This window comes from Enterobacter sp. MEB024 (assembly GCF_030209635.1).
In the GTDB taxonomy this organism is placed as follows: Bacteria; Pseudomonadota; Gammaproteobacteria; order Enterobacterales; family Enterobacteriaceae; genus Enterobacter; species Enterobacter ludwigii.
The window spans coordinates 74,264-97,125 of sequence record NZ_JARVRQ010000004.1 but is presented as its reverse complement, the minus strand read 5'-3'; the positions used below and the strand labels follow the sequence as shown (position 1 = coordinate 97,125).

Genomic DNA, 22,862 nt, shown 5'->3' with positions numbered 1-22,862 from the left:
TCCCTATGTAAAGAATGAAAAAAAACTACAAAAAGTGCTTTTTCTACAGCAAAAAAAGGGGTAGAGTTATTCGCGTAGGGTACAGAGGTAAGATGTTCTATCTTTCAGACCTTTTACTTCACGTAATCGGATTTGGCTGAATATTTTAGCCGCCCCAGTCAGTAATGACTGGGGCGTTTTTTATTGCGGCAAAGAAAAATCCAGGCAAAAAAAAGCGCGGACATCGCCGCGCTCAGTATTACTCTTCTTCCGCTTCCGTCGCGGGTTCCAGCTCGTTGAACCAGCTATCGAGCTTCTGACGCAGCTTGTCGACACCCTGCTTTTTCAGCGAGGAGAACGGCTCCACCTGTACGTCGCCGTTAAAAGCCAGCACCGCTTCGCGAACCATATTCACCTGCGCTTTACGCGCGCCGCTCGCCAGTTTATCCGCTTTAGTCAGCAGTACCAGCACGGCTATCTCACTTGAGACAGCCCAGTCGATCATCTGCTGATCAAGATCTTTCAGGGGATGGCGGATATCCATCAGCACCACCAGACCTTTCAGGCACTGGCGTTTTTCCAGGTATTCACCCAGCGCACGCTGCCATTTGATCTTCATCTCTTCCGGTACTTGCGCGTAACCATATCCCGGTAAGTCGACAAGGCGTTTGCCTTCTGCCACTTCAAACAGGTTAATCAGCTGAGTACGGCCAGGTGTTTTTGAGGTACGCGCCAGGCTCTTCTGATTGGTCAGCGTATTCAGGGCGCTGGATTTCCCCGCGTTAGAGCGGCCAGCAAAAGCCACTTCAATGCCAGTATCAGAAGGAAGGTGGCGGATATCGGGCGCACTGGTGACAAAATGCGTCTGTTGGTAGTTCCAGGTAGTCACGTGGTCGTCTCCAAAATCGTAATCTGAGGGGGATTATACCTGAATGCCGGCAAAAGACTTTTTTGATTGCGCAGTGCCTGTAGGTTAAAACCCTGGCGGTTGTGAGAGATCGGCTATGAATACTATGGGAGATTTCAGAGAATTCGCAGGCGTTAAAAAAGCCAAATTGTTTTAAATCATAAGCTTATTCTCGGGTAATTATCTGAAAATCCGTTTTTGTGCCGTTTCGTTGCTTGTCAGTTTAACTGAACAGGGTAAAGTGTGCGTCAGGGCGAGGAAGCCAACAGGAAACAGACTTAAGGATTAGGGTCAGGAGCGCCAGGAGGCGAAGACGCAGGATTGTCAGGATGACCAACGCCTGGAGGCGTTTTAACAGGAAACGGAACCGTATCACGGACGGTATTAGCCAAGGGATAAACAGGGTTTGTTGTTGGCAAACACGGAATGTCTGACCCGTTAAGGGTTGTGAGTCAGGAAAAAAGGCGACAGATTGCTCTGTCGCCTTTTTTCTTTGCTTGCTTTCTGCTAGATTTCGCCGCAATTCTATACTGAAGAAAACGACTTAAAGATAAAACATCATGAAAAAACCGACCTCCGCTGCGGGTGCCAAACGCCCTGCAAAAGCACACCGCAAAACGCGCGAAGAACTGAACCAGGAATCGCGCGATCGCAAACGCGATAAAAAACATCGCGGTCATGCTGCGGGTAGCCGTGCAAACGGTGGTGATGCTTCTGGCGCTTCTGCGAAAAACAAGCAGCAGAAAGACCCACGTATTGGCAGTAAAACACCTGTTCCACTGGGCGTGACAGACACCCCGGTCACTAAGCAGCACAAACCAAAGAGCGAGAAACCTATGCTTTCACCGCAGGCTGAGCTGGATTTGCTGGAGAACGATGAGCGCCTGGACGCGCTGCTGGAACGTCTCGAAGAGGGTGAAACCCTGACCGCCGAAGAGCAGTCATGGGTTGATGCCAAACTGGACCGCATTGATGAGCTGATGCAGAAGCTGGGTCTGTCTTACGACGATGACGAAGACGAAGAAGAAGACGAAAAGCAGGAAGATATGATGCGTCTTCTGAAGGGTGGAAACTAACATTTGCATCCGGCAGGGACGATAGTCCTGCTAATAACCCTTCCGGTTATATGTTATCTGGTGTGGTTATTCGTTAAACTACGGCGGTTGTCGCGGCGACAGAAGTGGCTGCGCACCCGAGTGATGGCCCGCGATGGGGCCAGAACGGGCCGCCGTATGCGAACGCGACACCAACGGAAGGAGTGAGCATGTCTGTACCAACTATCGACTGGGATTTGGCCCTAATCCAGAAATATAACTATTCCGGGCCGCGTTATACGTCATACCCCACCGCGCTGGAGTTCTCCGATAGTTTCGGCGAAGCGGCGTTTCAGCAGGCTGTCGCACGCTACCCTGAGCGTCCGCTGTCGCTCTATGTCCATATTCCGTTCTGCCACAAGCTCTGCTACTTCTGCGGCTGCAATAAAATCGTTACCCGTCAGCAACATAAAGCCGATCAGTATCTGGATGCGCTGGAGCAGGAAATTCTGCACCGTGCCCCATTGTTTGCCGGCCGTCACGTCAGCCAGCTTCACTGGGGTGGGGGGACGCCAACGTATCTGAATAAAGCGCAGATCAGCCGTTTAATGACGCTCCTGCGCAACAACTTCCGTTTTAACGACGATGCTGAAATCTCGATCGAGGTCGATCCGCGCGAAATTGAGCTGGATGTACTGGATCACTTACGCGCTGAAGGTTTCAATCGCCTGAGCATGGGCGTGCAGGACTTCAACAAAGAGGTGCAGCGGCTGGTGAACCGTGAGCAGGATGAAGAGTTTATCTTTGCCTTACTCAACCACGCCCGCGATATCGGCTTTACGTCGACCAATATCGACCTGATTTACGGCCTGCCTAAGCAAACGCCGGAGAGCTTCGCCTTCACGCTGAAACGCGTGGCCGAACTCAACCCGGACCGCCTGAGCGTCTTTAACTATGCGCATCTGCCGACGCTGTTTGCCGCTCAGCGCAAAATCAAAGATGCTGACCTGCCTTCTGCCCAACAGAAGCTGGATATTCTGCAGGAAACTATCGCCTCGCTGACCGAAGCCGGTTATCAGTTCATCGGCATGGATCACTTTGCTCGTCCGGATGACGAGCTGGCTATTGCCCAGCGCGAAGGCGTACTGCACCGAAATTTCCAGGGCTACACCACCCAGGGCGACACCGATTTGCTGGGGATGGGCGTCTCCGCCATCAGCATGATCGGGGACTGCTACGCGCAGAACCAGAAAGAGCTGAAGCTTTACTATCAGCAGGTAGATGACGCGGGCAACGCTCTGTGGCGCGGTATCGCATTAACGCGCGATGACTGCATCCGTCGTGATGTGATTAAGGCGCTCATCTGTAACTTCCGTCTTGATTTCAGCGAGGTGGAAACGCAGTGGGAACTGCATTTCAGCGATTACTTTGCTGATGACCTGAAGCTGTTAGCGCCTCTGGCAAAAGATGGGCTGGTGGATGTTTCAGAACGTGCAATTGACGTGACACCCAAAGGGCGCCTGTTGATTCGTAATATCTGCATGTGCTTCGACGCCTATCTGCGTCAGAAAGCGCGTCTGCAGCAGTTCTCACGCGTCATTTAAGACGTGCCAACATATTTGGCCGGGTAAGGCGAAGCCGCTACCCGGCTTTTTTGTTAGCGACTCTCTAGCTAAACAGCCCAACCAGCGCCGCGCACAGCACAGCAGCAACGGCTGTTTGTGGCGTGTGGCTTTCAGCTGCTCCACTTGAGAGCATATTCACTAATGTTTCCAGCATGATGATCACCCTCACTTTCCGGGCACGATCATACAAAAATCATTGATACAGTAAAGCGCAAAATAGCAGCAATTTGCGCTCAATTAATAACCTTTACACAAGGGTAAAGATCACTCCATGCCAAGCTCTTTCAGCTTACGCGTCAGGGTATTACGTCCCCATCCCAGCAGGCGTGCCGCTTCCTGCTTATGGCCCTGTGTATGGCGGAGTGCGGTGGTCAACAGCGTGCGCTCCATCTCGGGCTGGGCTTCAGACAGCAAGTTTTGATGACCGGAACGCAGCGCGCGATCGGCCCACTGTGCCAGTAGCGTCGCCCAGCTGTCCGGCAATGCATGTCCGGTGCTGCTTTCTGGCGCAGTCGCTTCAAACAGTTCAGCCGGTAAATCCTGAATCAGGACTTCCTGTCCGGCGGCCATTACGGTCAACCAGCGACAGGTGTTTTCCAGCTGACGCACGTTGCCCGGCCACGCCAGGCGGGTGAGGGCGGCATCGGTTTCCGGGTGCAACTGCTTGGCTTCCACGCCCAGCTCACGGGCAGCGACCTGCAGAAAATGACGCGCCAGGCGGGGAATATCTTCACGGCGTTCACGTAGCGGTGGCAAATGAACGCGGATCACGTTCAGGCGATGGAATAAATCCTCACGGAATTTACCTTCCTGGACGCGCTGCTCCAGATTCTGGTGCGTCGCGGCAATAATGCGTACATCGACCTTCACCGGCGCATAGCCACCTACGCGATAAAACTGTCCGTCGGCCAACACGCGCAGCAGACGGGTCTGGACATCCAGCGGCATATCGCCGATTTCATCCAGAAAGAGTGTTCCACCGTCAGCCTGCTCGAAGCGACCCTGGCGAATGGTATTCGCGCCGGTAAAAGCCCCTTTCTCATGGCCAAACAGTTCGGATTCAATTAAATCCTTTGGGATGGCGGCCATATTCAGGGCGATAAACGGTGCTTTTGCCCGCGGGCTGTGGCGATGTAAGGCATGCGCTACCAGCTCTTTACCGGTTCCCGATTCACCGTTAATCAGTACGCTGATGGACGAGCGTGACAGACGGCCAATGATACGAAACACATCCTGCATGGCCGGCGCTTCGCCAATGATGTCCGTCGTGGGCCCGAAGTCAGGCGTGTGACGAGGCTGCTGCTGCTCCTGATAGTGGCTGATCGCGCGCTCAACCAGGGCGACCGCTTCGTCAATATCAAACGGTTTGGGCAGGTAATCGAACGCCCCTTGCTGATAGGCGCTCACCGCGGCGTCCAGGTCGGAATGCGCCGTCATTATGATGACCGGAAGCATAGGATGGCGTTGTTTGATCTGCTTTAAAAGCGCCAGCCCGTCCATTCCCGGCATGCGAATATCCGAAAGCAGCACATCCGGCGTTTTGGTGGTGAGTGCGTCGAGCACTTCGCTGCCGCTCTCAAACGTCGTGCAGCTTAATCCTGCCCCTGTGAGCGCGCGTTCAAGCACCCAACGGATGGAGCTATCGTCATCGACTACCCAGACTATCCCTCGTTGCATAAACGTCACCTTTATTTTTTAATCGGCAGGAAAACCGAAAACTCGGTATGTCCCGGCCAACTGGTAAATTCAATTTTTCCAGAGTGTTGATCGATCAAACTACGGGCAATGGATAACCCCAGGCCGGTACCGCCTTCGCGACCGCTGACCATCGGGTAGAACAGGGTGTCCTGAAGATGCGACGGAATACCCGGCCCGTTGTCCTCAACGTCGATGCGAGCAGCCAGACGATAGCGCACGCCGTGCAGTGTGAGCTGGAACGCGGTGCGGGTGCGCAAAATAATTTCGCCCCCTTCCGGCCCCAGCGCCTGCAGGGCATTACGCACAATATTCAGCAAGACCTGCTCAATCTGATCCGGGTCGTGCGCCAGTTCCGGCAGGCTTGGGTCGTAATCACGGACCAGCGTGACGTTCTCCGGCAGCTCCATTGAGACGAGTTTCACAACCCGCTCAGCCACTTTATGAATACTTTCTGAGACATGCATGCCGGGCTGTTGCGGCCCGAGCAGACGGTCAACCAGGTTACGCAGGCGGTCTGCCTGCTCAATGATGACGTTGGTGTACTCCGCCAGCGCAGGGTCGGGCAGCGCTTTGGTCAGGAGTTGTGCCGCACCGCGTAAGCCACCCAGCGGGTTCTTGATTTCATGCGCCAGGCCTCGCACCAGGTCACGGGCGGCAATTTGCTGGGCATGCTGAAGTTGTTCCTGGCTCAGGCGGCGCTGATTATCCATCGGCGCCATTTCAAGCAGGATCAGCCCTTCAGGAAGCCGTTGTGCGGTAAGCGATAAAATATGTGAGCGCCCGTCGATCACCAGCGTGACTTCGTTATCGGTAAAGCCCTGACCGGCCTGCAGACTTTCCTGCATCAGGCCAATATTCAGCGAGAAATAGCTCAATAATTCCGGAAGCGGGGTGCCAAACAGTTTGCGTGAACTCTGGGCGAGCAGCTGCTGCGCCGCCGGGTTGGCATAATGTACGGCCAGCTCGTCGTCGACCAGCAAAATACTGTTAATCAAAGAATTGAGGATCTGCCCAGCATCGGGCAGCGTGCCAGTTGCCATTCAGCAGTCTCCTGGAGTTGGTTGCACTAATTTAGTGCAGTATAGCTTTTTCGTCGTAAAAAGCGCGTGAGATCAGTTTGTTGGTGGAGAAAAAAGCCCATCCGGAGATGGGCTGAAAGTTTCCACGGCAACAAATAAAAGCTTGTGAGATCGCGCGTAAAAGGGCGCGCGAAACTCATTGAAACTTAAACGCTGTAGTACAGTTCGAACTCAACCGGGTGTGGCGTCATACGCACACGGTCGTTCTCTTCAGTACGCAGGGCGATGTAAGCATCGATAGCGTCGTCAGTGAACACGCCACCCGCAGTCAGGAACTCGCGGTCTGCGTCCAGCGCCTGCAGGGCTTCTTCCAGAGAGCCTGCAACCTGTGGGATCTCTTTCGCTTCTTCTGGCGGCAGGTCGTACAGGTTTTTGTCCATGGCTTCGCCTGGGTGGATCTTGTTCTTGATACCGTCCAGACCCGCCATCAGCAGTGCTGCGAAGCACAGGTATGGGTTAGCAGCTGGATCCGGGAAGCGAACTTCGATACGACGAGCTTTAGGAGACGCCACCACCGGGATACGGATAGAAGCAGAACGGTTACGGGCAGAGTACGCCAGCATTACCGGTGCTTCGTAGCCTGGGACCAGACGCTTGTAGGAGTTAGTGGTTGGGTTCGCCAGGGCGTTGATCGCTTTAGCGTGTTTGATTACGCCGCCAATGTAATACAGAGCCTGCTCAGACAGACCGGCATATTTGTCACCAGAGAACAGGTTGGTTCCGTTCTTGGACAGAGACATGTGGCAGTGCATACCGGAACCGTTATCGCCGAACATTGGTTTTGGCATGAAGGTCGCGGTTTTACCGAAACGGTGCGCAACGTTGTGCACAACGTATTTGTAGATCTGAATTTCGTCTGCTTTTTTGGTCATGGTGTTGAAGCGGGTTGCCACTTCGTTCTGACCTGCAGTCGCCACTTCGTGGTGGTGAGCTTCAACCACCAGGCCCATCTCTTCCATCACCAGACACATGGTGGAACGGATGTCCTGAGCGGAGTCGACCGGAGGAACCGGGAAGTAACCGCCTTTAACGCCAGGACGGTGACCTTTGTTACCACCTTCGTATTTGGTGGAGGAGTTCCATGCACCTTCGATATCGTCGATGGCAACGTGGGAGCCAGAAATAGAGGCACCGAAACGGATGTCATCAAACAGGAAGAATTCTGGTTCTGGCCCGAACAGTACGGTGTCTGCGATACCGGTTGAACGCAGGTACTCTTCAGCGCGTTTCGCGATGGAGCGTGGGTCGCGGTCGTAGCCCTGCAGTGTGCCTGGCTCGAGGATGTCGCAACGGATGATCAGGGTTGGTTCTTCGAAGAACGGATCAATGACCGCAGTGGAAGCGTCAGGCATCAGAACCATGTCAGATTCGTTGATACCTTTCCAGCCGCCAATGGAGGAGCCGTCAAACATTTTGCCTTCTTCAAAGAATTCGGCGTTTACCTGATGAGCAGGAATAGTGACGTGCTGTTCTTTACCTTTGGTATCGGTGAAGCGCAGATCAACAAACTTCACTTCATGTTCGTTCAGCATCGTCAAAACGTGTTCAGCGGACATACTTAACTCTCCAGATTGGTCATTGTCGTCGTGGTAACGAGGTCTTCAATTTCTGTCTTGGGCTGGCTGTGTGCCATTTTTTTGCCGTATTTTTATAAAGCGAAATCTGTGCCAACTTTTAAAACACCCCAAAAAGGCGTTATCATGCGCACCATAGTGCAAAAGTGCTGCACCACAATGGTTAAGTTGCACCAGTATAGTGCTTCAGTGTGAACACTGAGCACCATATTGGTGCAATTTTCGTTAAAGTGCCCTTTTTACGCTCCGTGAAAGCGATCACAAAGCATCTCTGCAATACTTGTTTGCGGGGGATGTTTGTGATCCTGTTTTGTAGTGCGATTAATCCGTGTACAATAACGCGCTATTTCTAATGCCTGAGGCAAAGTTGTGATCGAAAATTTGCGTAACATCGCCATCATCGCGCACGTCGACCATGGTAAAACCACCCTGGTTGATAAGCTGCTGCAGCAGTCCGGTACGTTTGATGCTCGTGCCGAAACTCAAGAGCGTGTGATGGACTCCAACGATTTGGAGAAAGAGCGTGGGATTACTATCCTCGCGAAAAACACCGCTATCAAATGGAATGACTACCGTATCAACATCGTTGATACCCCAGGGCACGCCGACTTCGGTGGTGAAGTTGAGCGCGTGATGTCCATGGTGGATTCCGTGCTGCTGGTAGTTGACGCATTTGACGGCCCAATGCCGCAAACGCGCTTCGTGACCAAAAAAGCATTTGCCCATGGCCTGAAACCTATTGTTGTTATCAACAAGGTTGACCGTCCGGGCGCGCGTCCTGACTGGGTTGTTGATCAGGTGTTCGACCTGTTCGTTAACCTCGACGCGACCGACGAGCAGCTGGACTTCCCTATCATTTACGCTTCGGCGCTGAATGGTATCGCGGGTCTGGATCACGAAAATATGGCGGAAGACATGACTCCGCTGTATCAGGCGATTGTCGATCACGTACCGGCTCCGGATGTTGATCTTGATGGTCCGCTGCAGATGCAGATCTCCCAGCTGGACTACAACAACTACGTTGGCGTTATCGGTATCGGCCGCATCAAACGCGGTAAAGTGAAGCCGAACCAGCAGGTTACTATCATCGATAGCGAAGGCAAAACCCGTAACGGTAAAGTGGGCAAAGTGCTGACTCACCTGGGTCTGGAGCGTATCGACAGCGAACTGGCTGAAGCGGGCGACATCATCGCGATTACCGGTCTGGGCGAGCTGAACATCTCTGACACCATCTGCGACCCGCAGAATGTGGAAGCGCTGCCAGCCCTGTCCGTTGATGAACCAACGGTAACCATGTTCTTCAACGTCAACACCTCTCCGTTCTGTGGCAAAGAAGGTAAATTCGTTACCTCTCGTCAGATCCTTGACCGCCTGAACAAAGAGCTGGTGCACAACGTTGCGCTGCGCGTTGAAGAAACTCAGGATGCTGACGCATTCCGCGTTTCTGGTCGTGGTGAGCTGCACCTGTCTGTTCTGATCGAAAACATGCGTCGTGAAGGTTTCGAAATGGCGGTTTCCCGTCCGAAAGTTATCTTCCGCGAAATCGACGGCCGTAAACAAGAGCCGTTCGAGAACGTAACGCTGGACGTTGAAGAGCAGCATCAGGGTTCTGTTATGCAGGCTCTGGGTGAGCGTAAAGGCGACCTGAAAAACATGAATCCAGATGGCAAAGGCCGCGTACGTCTCGACTACGTGATCCCAAGCCGTGGTCTGATCGGTTTCCGTTCAGAGTTCATGACCATGACGTCCGGTACCGGTCTGCTGTACTCCACCTTCAGCCACTACGACGACGTGCGTCCGGGTGAAGTTGGTCAGCGTAACAACGGCGTTCTGATCTCCAACGGTCAGGGTAAAGCGGTTGCGTTTGCGCTGTTCGGTCTGCAGGATCGCGGTAAGCTGTTCCTGGGTCACGGTGCTGAAGTTTATGAAGGCCAGATCATCGGTATTCACAGTCGTTCTAACGACCTGACTGTAAACTGCCTGACCGGTAAGAAACTGACCAACATGCGTGCGTCCGGTACTGACGAAGCAACGGTTCTGGTTCCACCGATCAAGATGACCCTGGAGCAAGCTCTGGAGTTCATCGATGACGACGAACTGGTAGAAGTGACCCCACTGTCTATCCGTATCCGTAAACGTCACCTGACCGAGAACGATCGTAAACGTGCAATGCGCGGTGCGAAAGAAGAGTAATACGGTCAATCCGTAGGCCGGGTAAGCGCATGCGCCACCCGGCACGTAAAAAGCCGCTGAGCGATCAGCGGCTTTTTTTATTATCAGAACGAATACCTTAACCCCAGGCGGATACGGTACTGCTCGCGGTTGTAATCATTCCATCTGTCCAGCCACTGAAGCTCGAGATAGGGCAGCCAGTTTTTATCGATTTTATAGCTAAATTTGTGGGTGATTTCCCAGTGATGGTCTTTGCCATTTTTGCTGTGGTAATCGTTCACGCGCTGGAAAAAATGCGGTTCAAAGGTATAGAAAAACGCATCCGTGACCTTGAAATTCCAGTAGTTAGCGAATTCGTGAGTGTCGTTTTTATCCATCTGGCCGTTGTAGTCCGGCGTATCGTAATTGTTGTGGTTATAGCGATAGCGGAAGGTCAGATTAAACCAGTCGAGAAATTTATAATTGGTATCCAGATAGATAGCGCCTCCGGACCCGGCGCTGCTGTCATTCAGTAAACCGCCAGGCTGAAAGGTGAGTTTATCGGTCGGTTTAAAAAGCGGATACCACCCTTCAATTTCGTTATAGCTGTGCTTAAGCTCGTCCCATTTGCCCACGTTATAGGCGTTAGTGAACATCAGCCCCGCGCCCTTATCGAAGTTATAGCCAGCACGCAGGATCACTTCGTGCAGTTCAGAGGCCGTATTATAGGCTTCGCGCATTTCGACATAGGCGCCGGCAACTGCCGAGCAGGACACAGACGACACAACCAGTGCAGTAACGATTCTTTTCATAATCAGTCCATGTATGAGGTACAGAAAGGCCCCCCTCCTGTTACACAGGAAGGGAATCAGGGCCGGATTTATTGTTATAAAGTGACTGCTGACGCTTTATTGTTGGTGGTTAACTCAGGGGGTTTTGCGGGTTGTTTTTTTCGTTTTCCAATCTCCTCAATAATAAAGGCGAAGCGTGCTTCATTGAGTTTATAAAGGAGTCCCATGGTTATCGCGGCAACGATCGCCAGGCCGCACGGCCAGAGAAAAATTAGCTGACGGAGCCCCAGTAGCGTGCCCGCACTCTGCACGGCGTGTGGAATGTAGCCAATCTGCGTCAACATAATGCCCGGCAGGAAACCGGCGAGGGCGGCGGAGATTTTGCGCGAGAAGGTATAACCGGTATAAACCGACCCTTCGGCGCGAATGCCTGTTTTCCACTCGCCATAATCCACGGTATCGGGCACCAGCGCCCAGTTGAGGCTGTTTACGAATGCCGTACCGAAAAAGGCCATGCAGGAAAAGAGCACAAAGAGCAGGGAGCTGGTTCCCCAGAGGAAGTTCATTACGTCGCCCACGGCCCACAGCGTCAGCCCGCCAAGGTAGACCGGCTTCTTGCCGAAGCGCTTAACCGCACCCGGCACCAGAAACACGCCAACCAGAATGCAGCCCATACTGAAAAAACCCATCCACGACAGCAGATGCAGATCGTTTAGCACGTACTGGGTGTAGTAGACCTGAATCGCCAGTTTGATATTAAACGCGGCGAGGGTGCAGAGATTGGCGATACACAACACCAGCAACGGCGGGTTGCGGAAAATGGCACAGAAGGATTTCAGGATGCCAGGCTTATGATGATCGGGCGTGACCTCCACATAGCGCTCTTTCACACCGCTGTAGCACCACCACATGCAGAACAGACCGCCGGTGACGAACACCAGTGCGGCCACCAGATAGCCGAGAGAGGGCTGGCTAACAAACAGCGCCTGGATTGGCATAAACCCCACGGTGCAGAGCAACAACCCAACCGTTGCGCCACCCTGACGCCAGGCCGCAAGCTGCGCCCGCTCGTTCGGATTTTTAGTGATGGCGGGAACCATCGCGCCATAAGAGCAGTTCATCAGGCTATAACAGAGGCCAAACATCATGAAGAGCAGGGTGGCAATAGCGGTTTTCACCGTCAGGCTAAAATCGGTGGCCACAAACTGCGCCGTGGCCACCAGGGCAACCGGCACCGAGGCATAAAGAATAAACGGCCTGAATTTGCCTCTGGCACCGATGTTACGCCGCGAATCCAGCAACACACCGGTCAGCATGTCGGTGAATGCGGTAAAGAACTTCGCCACCAGGAAAATAATGCCGCCATAAAAAGCGGGCATGCCCAGTTCATCAGTATAAAACTTCAGCAGATACAGCGTGCCAATACAGAGCATCAGGTTAGAGCCAAAATCGCCCATCCCGTAGGCGCACTTTTCGCGCAGGCTCAGCTTCAGGGTTAACGGATCACTCTTGTGTGTCATGGTCGATCCTCACAGCGCCCCGCAGGGCGCTCTCTCAAGTCAGTTATGCTGTACGTTTGCGCAGTTCAATTTCTTCCACGATGCGCACATACATCTTCTCGTTGAGGTTGTAGAAACAGCCCATCGCCACGATGGTGATGATGGCCAGCAGACTGGGGTAGATAAATATCAGCTGCCGCAGCCCTTCAACCGTTCCGGCGGATTGCACCACGTTTGGCACATAGCCGATTTGCGTGAGCATGATGCCGGGGAAGAAGCCGGCCAGCGCCTGTGAGACCTTCCGGAAGAAGGTAAAGCCGGTATAGACCGTCCCTTCGGATCGCACGCCGGTACGCCACTCGCCGTACTCCACGGTATCGGACACCAGCGCCCAGTTGAGGCTGTTCACGAAGGCTGAGCCGAAGAAGGCCAGACAGGAGAACGCCACAAAGCTCACCGAACCACCGCCAAAGAAGTAGTTGAGCAGGTCGCCTGCCACCCAAATCAGCAGCCCGCTGATATAGACCTTTTTCTTGCCGAAGCGACGCACCGCGCCGGGCATCATAAAGACGCCGATAAAAATGCAGCCCATGCTGAAAAAGCCCATGTAGGACAACAGAATAGGGTCGTTCAGCACGTACTGCGTGTAATAAACCTGAATGGCGAGCTTGACGTTAAAGGCCCCCAGCGTGCACAGGTTGGCGATGCAGAGAATAAACAACGGTCGGTTACCGGCGATGGCGCGAAACGACTGCAGCAGGCCGGGCTTCTGGGCTGGATTGGCGGGCTGCATCTCAACGTAACGCTCGGTCACGCCTTTATAGCACCACCACATAAAGAACAGCCCGAACAGCGAGAAGAGGGTCGCGGCAAAGATATACCCAAGCTGGTCATTGCCTTCAATCAGGTTCATTACCGGCACAAACCCGACGGTACAGAGCAGCAGGCCAAGCGTGGCGCCGCCCTGACGCCAGGCGGCCAGCGAAGCGCGCTCGTCCGGGTTTTTGGTAATGGCCGGCACCATCGCACCGTAGGAGCAGTTCATCATGCTGAAGAACAGGCCGTAAAGCATGAACAGCACGGTCGCCATCACCGTTTTGCCGGTGATTTCAAACGGCGTGCCGACAAAGTTTGCGATGGCCAGTAACGTCACCGGGAACGCCGCATACAGCACGAAGGGGCGGAATTTGCCCTTAGGACCGATCTTGCGTCGGGAATCGAGCATGATACCCGTGCCCATATCGGTGAAGGCGGTGAAGAACTTGGCAATCAGGAAGATGATCCCGCCGTAGGTACCAGGCAGGCCAAGAACGTCGGTGTAGAACTTCAGCAGATACAACGTGCCGATATCCAGAAGGATGTTAGAGCCGAGATCGCCCATCCCGTAGGCGAGTTTCTCTTTAAACGGCAGGCGTAGCGTTGCCGGATCGGAAGCGTGTTGACGCATTATTGTTCTCCATCTGCCCGCAGGTTTCCCTGCGGGCGAGCCTTATCAGATATGACGTAAGGTGCTAAACAGGTCTGCCCATTCGCTTTGCTGGCGATAAAACACCGGCGGTTTGCCGAGCGGAGCGTCAACGGTGATGTCACCGCCCTCATGCGTTTCACCCGTCCAGGCATTCACCCAGGTGTCCTCAGGCAAATAGAGCGTCCAGTCGCGACGGCCTTCTTCATGGACCGGTGCCACCAGCAGATCGCGGCCAAACAGATACTGGTATTTCAGCGTGTAGCTGCGCGCATCGTTTTCGTAATGCAGGAACAGCGGGCGCATCACCGGCAGGCCGCTTTTCGCATTCTGCGCAACGGCGGCTTTGATGTAGGGCTTCAGGGTAGTGAAGACGGTCGTCATACGCGCAAAGTGGGCGATGGTTTCGCCGTCGCCATCAAACTGCCAGTTATCGCCAGGGCGGTTGCCCTCGTGGGTACGCATCATCGGTGTGAAGGCGCTGAAGTCGCACCAGCGCAGCAGCAGCTCTTTGCTGCGTTTCATCTCAAACAGCGTGGTATAACCGCCGATGTCGCTGTGATGCAGCCCGTGCCCGGTCATTGCCAGTGAGAGTGCCGCAGGAACCACTGACGCCAGACCGTCGTCCAGGCTCCAGTCGACGTTCTGATCGCCGGCCCACATCATCACCGAGTGTTTCTGGCTGCCGGTATAACCCGCGCGCATAAAGAACAGGATCTCGCCGAGCTTGCCGGTCTCTTCCAGCGCCTCGTAGTTACATTTCGCCCATAGCGCAGGCCAGGCGTTGTGCATGATTTCCGCGCTCACGCCGTTGTGCAGGAAGGTATCAGTCGGCAAATATTCACCAAAATCAGCCATCCAGCCGCCACAGCCCAGCGCTATCAGGTTCTTTTTGATGACCTCTTTGTACCAGTCGTAGGCTTCCGGATTCGTCAGGTCGATAACGCCCGCGTAGAACTCGCCGAACTCGACGTGATAGTCCTGCCCGTCGGCGTTTTTGGTCAGATAACCGCGTTTCGCCGCCTCTTCACAGAGGTCTCTGTCGCTGGCCACGTAAGGGTTGATATAGGAGAGGAACTGCACGCCTTCCTGCTTCCACTGCGGGATACGTGTATCCAGCTGCGGATACAGATCGCTGTTCCACTTCCAGTTCCACATCACGCGTTTGCCAAAGGAGGTCATCCGGATGCCGGACCAGTCCTGCGCCCAGATACCGTTCACCTTCACACCGCCGTTGCGCATAGTGTCGAGCTTTTGCTGGCACACGTCGGTGCCACCCTGAACGCCCAGCGTTACCCCGTCGTAAACCCAGTCCGGCAGTTCGGGCTGACGGCCCAGCAACCCGGTCAGTTTTTCCAGCAGATCGACATACGTTTGCGCACATTCGAAGCGCAGCGTGGCGTTATCCTCCCAGAAGGCCAGCTCGTGGAACCCCGGCGCGCTGAAGTCGAAATTCATATAACAGCTGTTATCCACGTGGCAGTAGTACTTCTGGGTACTCACAAAGGTGGGTTGCGGGAAGAAGGTCCAGTAGTAATCGCCGCCCGCGTTCTCTTTGCAGTCTGCCTGCCAGGTGACGTAGGTCTGCTTATTACGGCCCACGCCCTGCTCGCTGGTCCACAACGGGAAGGGCTTGCCGCGCAGGTCGAAGTAGGAGAACTGCTCTCCGCAACCATAGATATGATCCTCGGGCTGGGCCGCCAGCCGCAGCCAGATGCGGTTATGGCAGGTGGCATCATTTTTGAGTTTCAGCTCCAGGCGTCCTTCGGCATCCACACCCACCAGTAGCGTGGCGCTGACGGCGTCACCCCGGGTAAAGCGAATCGCCCAGCCCGCATTTTGCGGTGCGACGGTGGCCTCGGTCAGGGCAATTTTTTCGTTGAGTTTGTCTTTGATGCTGAAGTTGCCGCGAAACATCTCGATATCGGCTTCACCTGCGCCGATCCACAGGCACGGGGTGTCGGCGGTGTGGGACAGAATCAGACGATCCTGCCAGCTCAGGGTGAAACCATGTTCACTGCTTTTAAGAATAATATTGTGTAGGGTACGCATAAGATCTCCGTTTTTATTATTTGGCCTGGCTATCCAGTAATCCGGCGGCAACGGCCGGGGCTAACCCTGGCGCCAGCGGTAAGCGAGGGATCACCAGGCAATGCAGCAGATGATAAATATCCTGCTTGCCGTCCCAGACTTTGGTGGTCACTTCGTTATGGATATCCAGCTCCTGCCACCATGAACCGTTCTCGTAGTCGATCAGGTATTTGATGCAGTAATCCCACCATTTCTGATACCAGGCTTCGTACTGCGCCTCGCCGGTGACGGTATAGAGCGCATAGGCCGTTCCCATCGCTTCGACAATCGGCCAGCGCACGCGCTCGCGAACGATGGGTTTACCATCCCAGCCAACGGAATAGACAAAACCGTCGGCACCATCGGGTGCCCAGGCGTCGCGGATTGTGGCGTGGAACAAGCCTTTTGCATCTTCCAGCAGCCATGCGGGGGGTGTTTCAAAACGCGCTTCCAGCGCAGCGCGCAGGTGCAGCATCAGGCGGCCCCACTCGATCCAGTGGCCTGGCGTACCGCCGTAGGCGCGAAAACGGTGAGCGGGGTTATCAATGTTGTAATCGCGGATGGGGTTCCATTGCGTATCGAAATGCTCATTAACCCGGTACTCGCCCTTACGTGCCACGTCGTGAATGATCACCGAAGCAATGCGCAGGGCGCGGTCGAGCCATTTACGGTCATGCGTCACGTCATACACAATCAGGAAGGCTTCGACAGCGTGCATATTGGCGTTGCCGCCACGGTACTCTTCGGTTTTGCTGAAGGCCTCATCCCAGGATTCCAGGCACATCTGTTCCTGTTCGCTCCAGAAATAACGCTCAATCACCTCGATGGCATCGTCCAGTAACTTGCGAGCCTGTGGATGGCCCGTGGTGACGGCGCTGGCCGCGCCCAGCAAAACAAAGAAGTGCTGATAGCCCTGCTTGGAGGCATCCATAACGCCTTCATCGTTAATACAGGCGTACCAGCCGCCATATTGCCGGTCACGCAGCGGACCATTCAGGGCGTTGATGCCATGCTCCACCAGGGCATATGCGCCGGGACGCCCCATGTTTGCCGCCACGGCATAAACGTGCAGCATACGGGCGGTGATCCACAGATGCGTGCCCATATCGCTGCGCACCTGACCGTTATTGCCCAGCCAGCCAAAGCCGGTCGGCACGGCGGCGTTTTTACCGAAATCGAGAATGCGGTCAGTCTCTTGTTCAAGCCAGCGGTTATGGCTCAGGGTGTTAAACCATTTCATGTTCGGGTCCTTTCTTAACGGCGAGCCATCATTTCGTCGACGATCTCACTCAAACGCTGCAGTTTCGGCACAGAAATATCACGGAGCATCAGTTCCGTGTCCGGCAGGCCAATCACTGATGACCAGACGGCGCGGCCGGCTAAAAAGCCGGATGCGCCTGCCTGCATGGCAACGCTCACCGCCCTTGGGAACAACTTATCGTCCACGCCGGATGAGAGGATCACCCACGGCATGGCGATGTTCTCGTTCAGTTTTTGCGAGGCAGTCAGCAATTCCTGCTGAGAGCCTTTGCCGAACAGGGGCATCTCCACTTTGTAGAGATCAGCTCCGCTGTCTCCCAGCTCTTTTGCCGCGTCGATAATGGCCTGTTCACGATTAAACGTCGCGCCGCGACGCGGCGGGCGGACTACCGGCTCAATAATGCTAAGCAGTCCATTGTCATGGCACAGCTGATTGAACGCCTTCACCATCTCCAGACGCTGCTGCGGATCTTCGTCGCTACGCCATAGCACCAGTAGCTTCAGCGCTTTGCCGCCATCGCGCCTGACCGCCTGAGCATCAACGTTTTTATCGATGACGACGCTGTCAACGGGGATCCCGTTCCCCGGAATAAATTCGTCTGCTGCCACAATCATCGCGCAGCTTTTGGCAACGGCCTGTTGCTCAACGATCTGCTGGTAGCAAAACTGCTGATCGACAAGAATGGCGGAGGCATACGGCGACAGAATTTTGGCCGCGTTGACCTTAAAGTCGGTGAGATGCCGATCGGTGACCGGCACCGGAGCGCCCGCCGCAGCAAACATCAGGCGCATCGCTTCGCGCTGGTCAACGGCCAGCATTGCAAAACCGCCGGAAGGTCGGGTGATATCTTTCAGGGTGTACATCGTCATTCCTCAGTCCTTTCGTATCAGTGTGTTTTTTTCAGCCCGGCGGATGCGCGAACCTGTTCAAGAATGGCTGTCCAGTCTTCGCGCCCGCGTCCGGCGGCCCGCGCCTGGTTGTAGACTTCACGGGAGGCGGCGCCCAGCGGCATCGGGACGTGGAGCTGGTTTGCCACGTCCAGCGCGATCCCCAGATCTTTATGCGCGAGGTCGATCATAAAGGCCGGTGTAAGATCGCCTTTGAGCACCTTGTTAGGCCATGAGGTGGTGAAGTGGCCTTTGCCTGCTGGCGTACCGCTCATGACGCTGAGCGCCACATCGAAAGAGAGGCCGAGGGCTTCACACAGCACGGCGGCTTCAGCGGACAGCGCGTTCAGGGTAATGCTCATGTAGTTGTTAATAAGCTTCACGCGGATACCCATGCCTGGCCCACCTGCGTTTATCAGTTCATTGCCCATCGCCATCAACACCGGCGTGGCTCGTTCAACCTGCTGCGCGGTGCCGCCAGCCAGAAGGAGTAATGTTCCGGCGACGGCATGGTCCGATGTGCGTCCGACAGGCACATCCATCATGCTGAAACCACGTTCAGCCATGTCGCGGATCAGGGCATCGGTCTGTAGCGGGTGAATGGTGGACATATCAATGACCAGCGCTTCGCGGGATAACCCTTCGCAGACGCCCTGCTCACCAAACAATACTGTGCGAACCAGGTCTCCGTTTGGCAGCATGGTGATGACAAATTCGGCCTCCTTTACTGCCTGTGCAGGCGTGGCTGCAGCCCGGGCTCCACGCGCCACCAGAGCCTGTATCGCCTGCGGGTTTACATCAAAAACGTGAAGCTGGTGGCCCTGTTTAAGCAGATTCGTTGCCATGGGCGCACCCATCTGTCCTAACCCGATAAAGGCAATTGCTGACATGCTTCTCTCCTGTCACATCGTGTCAATTATTGAGCGTTTGTGTTGTCTGTTTTTGATCGTATTTGTAATTTATAGTCAAAAAATTGACAGGGGTCACTTTTTAAACATTTCGTGAAATTAAAATGAGAGCATCAGAAAACGCAGAAGGAATCACCATGACTCGCATCGTTTGTGTCGGCATTACCGTGCTGGATCGCATCTGGTATCTCGATGATTTACCGAAAGAAGGTGGCAAATATGTCGCAAAAGACTATACGGAGGTGGGCGGCGGTCCTGCGGCGACTGCGGCGGTGGCGGCAGCGAAACTGGGGGCTGAGGTGGACTTTATTGGCCGGGTGGGTGATGACGATACCGGCAGAAGACTGCTCGCGGAGCTGGAGTCCCTGGGGGTAAACACGCGCTATACGCGGAGGGTGAAAGGAGCCCGTTCATCGCAATCGGCCGTGCTGGTGGATGGCCACGGGGAGCGTGTCATTGCTAACTACCCCAGCCCCGATCTCCCGGCTACGGCGGCATGGCTGCAGGATATCGATTTTTCGCAATGGGATATCGTATTAGCCGACGTGCGCTGGCACGAAGGGGCTAAACAGGCGTTCACCCTTGCCCGCCAGCAGGGCGTCAGCACGCTGCTTGATGCCGATGTCACCCCGCAGGATATTGCTGAGCTGGTTGCCTTAAGCGATCACGCGGCCTTCTCCGCGCCGGGTTTGCGGCGTTTAAGCCAGCTGGACGACACGGAAAACGCGCTGAGAAAAGCACAAACGCTCACAAATGGACATGTCTACGTCACGCAAGGGCGTGAAGGGTGTTACTGGCTGGAGCAGGGCGCGCTTCGTCATCAGCCGGGATTTGCGGTCGACGTGGTGGATACCACTGGTGCAGGGGACGTCTTTCACGGCGCGCTGGCGGTGAGTCTGGCGCAGCAGGGGGCGTCACCAGACGCGGTACGTTTCGCGAGTGCGGTTGCGGCACTGAAATGTACCCGGCCCGGAGGACGGGCGGGTATACCTGACTGTGATCAAACCCGCTCTTTTTTGTCACTTTTTGTATAAAATGCGGGGCGTGATGGTTTTCAGAGGACAGCCCATGAGCCTTACCGAACTGACCGGCAACCCGCGGCACGATCAACTGCTTACGTTGATTGCTGACCGCGGCTATATGAACATTGATGAACTGGCGCAACTGCTGGACGTCTCAACGCAAACCGTGCGCCGGGATATCCGCAAGCTGAGTGAGCAGGGGCTGATCACGCGTCATCATGGCGGCGCGGGCAGGGCATCCAGCGTGGTGAACACCGCGTTTGAGCAACGTGAAGTCTCCTTGACCGAAGAGAAGCGGGCCATTGCCGAAGCGATTGCCGACTACATTCCCGATGGTTCAACCATCTTCATTACTATCGGGACGACGGTGGAACACGTTGCCCGGGCGCTGCTCAACCATAATCATCTGCGCATCATCACCAATAGCCTGCGGGTGGCGCATATTCTGTATAAGAACCCGCGCTTTGAAGTGATGGTGCCTGGCGGTACGCTGCGTCCGCATAACGGAGGCATTATCGGGCCTGCAGCGACGGCGTTCGTGTCAGGCTTCCGTGCCGATTACCTGGTGACCAGCGTCGGAGCAATTGAACACGACGGTGCGATGATGGAGTTTGACGTTAATGAAGCCAGCGTGGTGAAAACCATGATGGCCCACGCGCGACATATTTTACTGGCGGCCGATCATACGAAATACCACGCCTCTGCTGCCGTTGAAATTGGTAACGTGTCGCAGGCAACCGCGCTCTTCACCGATGAGCTACCGGGATCTGCGCTGCACAATCATCTCAAATCCAGCAAGGTAGAAGTCGTTGAGGTGAATTCAGGCGACGAACAGCAGGCAGGCTAACCCTTCTTAATGGCCCGATATTCAGGCTCGGGCCTTTCCTTTCTGTAAGCTGAATCTGGCGCATAGCCAAACCTTATCTTTCCCGCTACAGTTACTTTTCCACGGCGAGCAGGAGATAAAAAATGCTTTATATCTTTGACTTAGGAAATGTAATCGTCGATATCGATTTTAATCGGGTGCTGGGCGCATGGAGCGACTTTAGCCGTGTCCCGCTGGCGACGTTAAAGCAGAGTTTCGCCATGGGCGAGACCTTCCATCAGCACGAGCGCGGCGAAATTAGCGATGAAGAATTTGCTGAACGTCTGTGTCATGAAATGGATGTGCCGTTAAGTTACGAGCAGTTTTCCCATGGCTGGCAGGCAGTGTTCGTCGCGATCCGCCCGGACGTGATCGCCATTATGCATAAACTCCGCGAGCAGGGGCATCGGGTTGTGGTGCTGTCGAATACTAACCGTCTGCATACCACGTTCTGGCCTGACGAGTATCCTGAGGTGCAGGCGGCGGCCGATAAAATCTACCTCTCCCAGGAGATGGGGATGCGTAAACCCGAAGCGCGTATCTATCAGGCGGTTCTGCAGGCGGAAGGATTCACCGCGGCCGATGCGGTCTTTTTCGACGACAATGCCGATAATATAGAGGGAGCTAACCAGTTGGGTATCACGTCAATTCTGGTGACCGGAAAGGAGACGATACCAAACTATTTTGCGAAGCAGTTATGCTAAAAACCGTTCATCAAAAAGCCACGCATCATACTCGTCCGCTCAGGGCGTGGCTGAAACTGCTCTGGCATCGCATTGATGAGGACAACATGACCACGCTGGCGGGTAACCTCGCCTACGTATCATTGCTCTCGCTAGTGCCGCTGGTGGCCGTCATTTTTGCGCTATTTTCCGCTTTTCCGATGTTTGCAGATGTCAGCCTGCAGCTTCGCCACTTTGTCTTTGCGAATTTTATTCCCGCCACCGGGGACGTCATACAGAACTACATTGAACAGTTTGTCGCTAACTCCAGCAAAATGACGGCGGTCGGGGCGTGTGGCCTGATCGTCACGGCGTTGTTATTGATGTACGCCATAGATAACGCGCTGAATGCCATCTGGCGGAGTAAAAAGGCGCGGCCCAAGGTTTATTCCTTTGCGGTGTACTGGATGATCTTAACGCTGGGGCCCTTGCTGGCCGGTGCGAGTCTGGCTATCAGTTCGTATCTGCTTTCGCTGCGCTGGGCCAGCGATCTCAACGGCGTTATCGATAACCTGTTGCGTATCTTCCCGCTGATTTTATCGTGGCTCTCTTTCTGGCTGCTGTACAGCGTGGTACCGACCACGCGCGTGCCTAACCGCGATGCGGTCGTGGGCGCGCTGGTCGCGGCATTGCTCTTTGAACTGGGCAAAAAAGGGTTTGCCCTTTACATCACCATGTTCCCGTCTTATCAGCTGATTTACGGCGTGCTGGCGGTGATCCCCATTTTATTTGTCTGGGTCTACTGGACCTGGTGTATCGTCTTGCTTGGTGCCGAAATAACTGTCACTCTCGGCGTATACCGCGAACTTAAAAAAGCAGCAGAAGCTGAAAAACAACAAGAAGCAGACCAACCATGATTGCATTGATACAGCGCGTAACCCGTGCCAGCGTCACCGTGGAGGGAGAGGTGACGGGTGAAATTGGCCCAGGACTTTTAGTGTTGTTAGGTGTCGAAAAGGATGATGACGAACAGAAAGCCAACCGCTTGTGCGAGCGCGTGCTGGGCTACCGCATTTTCAGCGATGCGGAAGGTAAGATGAACCTGAACGTTCAGCAGGCGGGTGGCAGCGTGCTGGTGGTCTCCCAGTTTACGCTGGCGGCCGATACCGAGCGCGGCATGCGCCCGGGTTTCTCTAAAGGTGCCGCACCGGATCGTGCAGAAGCCCTTTACGAGTACTTTGTAGCACGTTGTCGTCAACAGGACATAAATACGCAAACCGGACGATTCGCTGCAGATATGCAGGTATCGCTGGTGAACGATGGCCCCGTCACATTCTGGCTCCAGGTATGAGCCAACTGGCGGCGTGGCCGCGGGTAACAAGAGA

21 protein-coding genes are annotated in these 22,862 nt (G+C 54.7%); 9 read left to right on the top strand and 12 right to left on the bottom strand.

Annotation, left to right across the window (positions count from 1 at the left end):
- Positions 1 to 92: 92 nt before the first annotated feature.
- The gene (gene spfP, locus QRN24_RS22830; RefSeq protein WP_071892919.1) at positions 93 to 140 is read left to right on the top strand and encodes a small protein SpfP; all 48 of its coding nucleotides are present in this window, start codon (positions 93 to 95) and stop codon (positions 138 to 140) included.
- A gap of 98 nt (positions 141 to 238) precedes the next feature.
- On the opposite strand, the gene yihA is transcribed toward spfP, so the two are convergent.
- A complete protein-coding gene (yihA, locus tag QRN24_RS09525; RefSeq protein ID WP_014172255.1) occupies positions 239 to 868 on the bottom strand; it encodes a ribosome biogenesis GTP-binding protein YihA/YsxC in 630 nt (209 codons plus the stop codon).
- Between the two features lie 578 nt (positions 869 to 1,446).
- On the opposite strand from yihA, the gene yihI reads away from it, so the two are divergent.
- Complete coding sequence (gene yihI, locus QRN24_RS09520; protein ID WP_014172254.1) at positions 1,447 to 1,962, top strand: Der GTPase-activating protein YihI; 516 nt, start codon at positions 1,447 to 1,449, stop codon at positions 1,960 to 1,962.
- Between the two features lie 188 nt (positions 1,963 to 2,150).
- A complete protein-coding gene (gene hemN / locus QRN24_RS09515; RefSeq protein WP_032680057.1) occupies positions 2,151 to 3,524 on the top strand; it encodes an oxygen-independent coproporphyrinogen III oxidase in 1,374 nt (457 codons plus the stop codon).
- 64 nt (positions 3,525 to 3,588) lie between these two features.
- Here the strand turns inward: hemN and QRN24_RS09510 are convergent, their stop codons facing one another.
- The 4 genes from QRN24_RS09510 to glnA form a co-directional block, all read right to left on the bottom strand.
- A complete protein-coding gene (locus QRN24_RS09510) occupies positions 3,589 to 3,699 on the bottom strand; it encodes a YshB family small membrane protein (RefSeq protein ID WP_032670298.1) in 111 nt (36 codons plus the stop codon).
- A gap of 110 nt (positions 3,700 to 3,809) precedes the next feature.
- Positions 3,810 to 5,222 (bottom strand): nitrogen regulation protein NR(I), encoded by a 1,413-nt coding sequence (glnG, locus tag QRN24_RS09505; RefSeq protein WP_020883985.1) that lies wholly within the window; start codon positions 5,220 to 5,222, stop codon positions 3,810 to 3,812.
- Positions 5,223 to 5,233: 11 nt separating this feature from the next.
- Positions 5,234 to 6,283, bottom strand: coding sequence for a nitrogen regulation protein NR(II) (glnL, locus tag QRN24_RS09500; protein ID WP_014172250.1), 1,050 nt, complete (start codon positions 6,281 to 6,283; stop codon positions 5,234 to 5,236).
- Positions 6,284 to 6,468: 185 nt separating this feature from the next.
- A complete protein-coding gene (glnA, locus tag QRN24_RS09495; protein ID WP_014172249.1) occupies positions 6,469 to 7,878 on the bottom strand; it encodes a glutamate--ammonia ligase in 1,410 nt (469 codons plus the stop codon).
- Between the two features lie 387 nt (positions 7,879 to 8,265).
- On the opposite strand from glnA, the gene typA reads away from it, so the two are divergent.
- Positions 8,266 to 10,089: a ribosome-dependent GTPase TypA gene (gene typA, locus QRN24_RS09490; RefSeq protein ID WP_014172248.1), complete on the top strand. Its 1,824-nt coding sequence runs from the start codon at positions 8,266 to 8,268 to the stop codon at positions 10,087 to 10,089.
- An 83-nt stretch (positions 10,090 to 10,172) separates the two neighbouring features.
- Here typA and ompL read toward each other — a convergent pair whose 3' ends face one another.
- The 7 genes from ompL to yihU all read right to left on the bottom strand — a co-directional run bounded on the left by ompL (position 10,173) and on the right by yihU (position 18,910).
- Positions 10,173 to 10,859: a porin OmpL gene (gene ompL / locus QRN24_RS09485; protein WP_284942656.1), complete on the bottom strand. Its 687-nt coding sequence runs from the start codon at positions 10,857 to 10,859 to the stop codon at positions 10,173 to 10,175.
- Positions 10,860 to 10,933: 74 nt separating this feature from the next.
- Entirely contained in the window at positions 10,934 to 12,358 is a 1,425-nt protein-coding gene (locus QRN24_RS09480; RefSeq protein WP_284942655.1) for an MFS transporter, read from the bottom strand.
- Positions 12,359 to 12,401: 43 nt separating this feature from the next.
- Positions 12,402 to 13,784 (bottom strand): MFS transporter, encoded by a 1,383-nt coding sequence (locus QRN24_RS09475; protein ID WP_014172245.1) that lies wholly within the window; start codon positions 13,782 to 13,784, stop codon positions 12,402 to 12,404.
- Positions 13,785 to 13,829: 45 nt separating this feature from the next.
- On the bottom strand, positions 13,830 to 15,854 hold the full coding sequence (locus QRN24_RS09470) for an alpha-glucosidase (protein WP_020883981.1): 2,025 nt from the start codon (positions 15,852 to 15,854) through the stop codon (positions 13,830 to 13,832).
- A gap of 16 nt (positions 15,855 to 15,870) precedes the next feature.
- Positions 15,871 to 17,112: a sulfoquinovose isomerase gene (gene yihS, locus QRN24_RS09465; protein ID WP_059306256.1), complete on the bottom strand. Its 1,242-nt coding sequence runs from the start codon at positions 17,110 to 17,112 to the stop codon at positions 15,871 to 15,873.
- A gap of 14 nt (positions 17,113 to 17,126) precedes the next feature.
- A complete protein-coding gene (gene yihT / locus QRN24_RS09460; RefSeq protein ID WP_284942654.1) occupies positions 17,127 to 18,002 on the bottom strand; it encodes a sulfofructosephosphate aldolase in 876 nt (291 codons plus the stop codon).
- 17 nt (positions 18,003 to 18,019) lie between these two features.
- The gene (gene yihU / locus QRN24_RS09455; RefSeq protein WP_284942653.1) at positions 18,020 to 18,910 is read right to left on the bottom strand and encodes a sulfolactaldehyde 3-reductase; all 891 of its coding nucleotides are present in this window, start codon (positions 18,908 to 18,910) and stop codon (positions 18,020 to 18,022) included.
- 155 nt (positions 18,911 to 19,065) lie between these two features.
- Between yihU and QRN24_RS09450 the strand changes: the two genes are divergently transcribed.
- The 5 genes from QRN24_RS09450 to dtd all read left to right on the top strand — a co-directional run bounded on the left by QRN24_RS09450 (position 19,066) and on the right by dtd (position 22,828).
- Complete coding sequence (locus QRN24_RS09450; protein WP_086533036.1) at positions 19,066 to 19,962, top strand: sugar kinase; 897 nt, start codon at positions 19,066 to 19,068, stop codon at positions 19,960 to 19,962.
- 34 nt (positions 19,963 to 19,996) lie between these two features.
- On the top strand, positions 19,997 to 20,797 hold the full coding sequence (locus QRN24_RS09445; RefSeq protein ID WP_032679260.1) for a DeoR/GlpR family DNA-binding transcription regulator: 801 nt from the start codon (positions 19,997 to 19,999) through the stop codon (positions 20,795 to 20,797).
- 122 nt (positions 20,798 to 20,919) lie between these two features.
- Positions 20,920 to 21,519, top strand: a complete 600-nt coding sequence (gene yihX / locus QRN24_RS09440) for a glucose-1-phosphatase (protein ID WP_014172238.1) — start codon at positions 20,920 to 20,922, stop codon at positions 21,517 to 21,519.
- Positions 21,513 to 22,394, top strand: a complete 882-nt coding sequence (locus QRN24_RS09435) for a virulence factor BrkB family protein (RefSeq protein ID WP_014172237.1) — start codon at positions 21,513 to 21,515, stop codon at positions 22,392 to 22,394. Before yihX ends, QRN24_RS09435 begins: the two co-directional genes overlap by 7 nt.
- Complete coding sequence (gene dtd / locus QRN24_RS09430; protein ID WP_284942652.1) at positions 22,391 to 22,828, top strand: D-aminoacyl-tRNA deacylase; 438 nt, start codon at positions 22,391 to 22,393, stop codon at positions 22,826 to 22,828. The genes QRN24_RS09435 and dtd overlap by 4 nt, the downstream gene beginning before the upstream one ends.
- Positions 22,829 to 22,862 lie beyond the last annotated feature (34 nt).